Origin of the sequence: Halorubrum sp. CBA1125 (assembly GCF_009742825.1) — an archaeon.
Taxonomy (GTDB): Archaea; Halobacteriota; Halobacteria; order Halobacteriales; family Haloferacaceae; genus Halorubrum.
In genome coordinates this window covers 1-1,755 of record NZ_WPCE01000332.1, presented here as the reverse complement: position 1 = coordinate 1,755, position 1,755 = coordinate 1, and the positions used below count along the sequence as shown (strand labels likewise).

Annotated in this window: 1 protein-coding gene and 1 pseudogene; both read left to right on the top strand. The window is 70.9% G+C overall.

Annotated elements, in window-relative coordinates; all coding sequences use genetic code 11:
- Positions 1-294 (top strand): annotated as a pseudogene (locus tag GJ633_RS17400) (hypothetical protein); the annotation flags it as partial.
- Between the two features lie 25 nt (positions 295-319).
- A complete protein-coding gene (locus tag GJ633_RS16385) occupies positions 320-1,387 on the top strand; it encodes an mRNA surveillance protein pelota (RefSeq protein WP_156589615.1) in 1,068 nt (355 codons plus the stop codon).
- Positions 1,388-1,755: the final 368 nt, after the last annotated feature.

The following is a 1,755-nucleotide window of genomic DNA, read 5'->3' as shown; positions in this document are numbered from 1 at the left end:
GGCCGACGAGACCGCGCGAACCGGCGGGCCACGGGTGCCGGAGCCCCCGGCGAGCGTGCAGGTCGCCGCGGCGTGCCGGTCGGTTCTCCCGGGCCGGCCGGCCACGGATCGACCGATCACGGCGATCGGTTCGATCGCGGTGCGTCCGCGGCGAACCCGGCCAGTCCTGCCGGCGCGCTCGACGCGGCCGACGACGACACGGGTGACGAGACCGACGAGAGCGACGCGGCCGTCGCCGACGACGCCGGATTCCGGTGGGGACCGCGGCCGGCCGACGCGGAAGACAAGGGTTGATACGAGCCCGGGCGAACCGTCGCCCATGCGAATCTCCGATCGGGGGTACGGCGAGGAGGGTCGGGAGCGGCTCACGCTCGTCCCCGAGAACGTCGACGACCTCTGGCACCTCGCGCACGTCCTCGAACCCGGCGACCGCGTCGAGGGCGACACCACCCGCCGGATCCAGCGGAACGACGACCAGATGCGCGACACCGGCGGCCAGCGCGAGCACATCTTCGTCACCCTGGAGGTCGGGGACGTCGAGTTCGCGCGGTTCGCCAACCGCCTCCGCGTCTCCGGGGTGATCGTCGAGTGCTCCCGGGAGGACCAGCTCAACGCCCACCACACGCTCAACGTCGAGGAGCACGACGAGATCACGGTCGAGAAGCACTTCAAGCCGGACCAGACCGAGCGGCTGGAGGCCGCGACGGAGGCCGCCGAGAACCCCGACGTGGCGATCGCGACCGTCGAGGAGGGCGCCGCGTTCGTCCACACCGTCCAGCAGTACGGCACCGAGGAGTACGCCTCGTTCACGAAGCCGACCGGGAAAGGCGAGTACTCCCGGCCGCGCGAGGAGCTGTTCGCCGAGCTCGGCGACGCGCTCGCGCACCTCGACCCCGACGCGGTCATCCTCGCCGGCCCCGGCTTCACCAAGCAGGACGCCCGCGACCACATCGTCGAGGAACACCGCGACCTCGCCGACCGGATCACGGTCGTCGACACCTCCGCCGCCGGCGACCGCGGCGTCCACGAGGTGCTCAAGCGCGGCGCGGTCGACGAGGTGCAAAAGGAGACCCGGATCTCGAAGGAGGCGAGCCTCATCGACGAGCTGACCGAGAACATCGCGCAGGGGGCGAAGGCGACGTACGGCCCCGACGACGTCGCGGAGGCGGCCGAGTTCGGCGCGGTCGAGACCCTCCTCGTGGTCGACGAGCGGCTCCGCACGGAGCGACAAGGCGACGGCGACTGGGCGATCGACGTCAACGAGGTGATCGAGTCGGTCGAACGACAGGGCGGCGACGTCGTCGTCTTCTCCTCCGAGTTCGACCCCGGCCAGCAGCTCGCGAACCTCGGCGGGATCGCGGCGATCCTCCGGTACCGGCTGCAGTGAGGAACGCGAGCAGCGCGACTGTTTATAACTGAACGCAGCGGTGCGGCGGCGCGCCTGGGAGCGGGCCGGAGGCCCGCGACCGGAGCGCGAGGGATGCGGTGAGCGCTCGAAGAGCGCGAACCGCGAGGCTGGGGACGGCGTGAGGTGCTGTGCGGTGCCGTTCGGGTCGGGACCCAAAGGGGCAGCCGTGAGGGCGAAGCCCGGCGACGTAAGGACCGCAGACCGTGAATGAAGTGAACGGTCGAGGACCACAGCGAGCCGCGCGAGTCCTCACGGCTGGGGCTTTGGTGAGTGTTCTTCCCCGGTGGCCACCGACCCATCTCGAACGTCCCGAGTTCGCTCAACTATCCCTCTATCGTACCACTAGC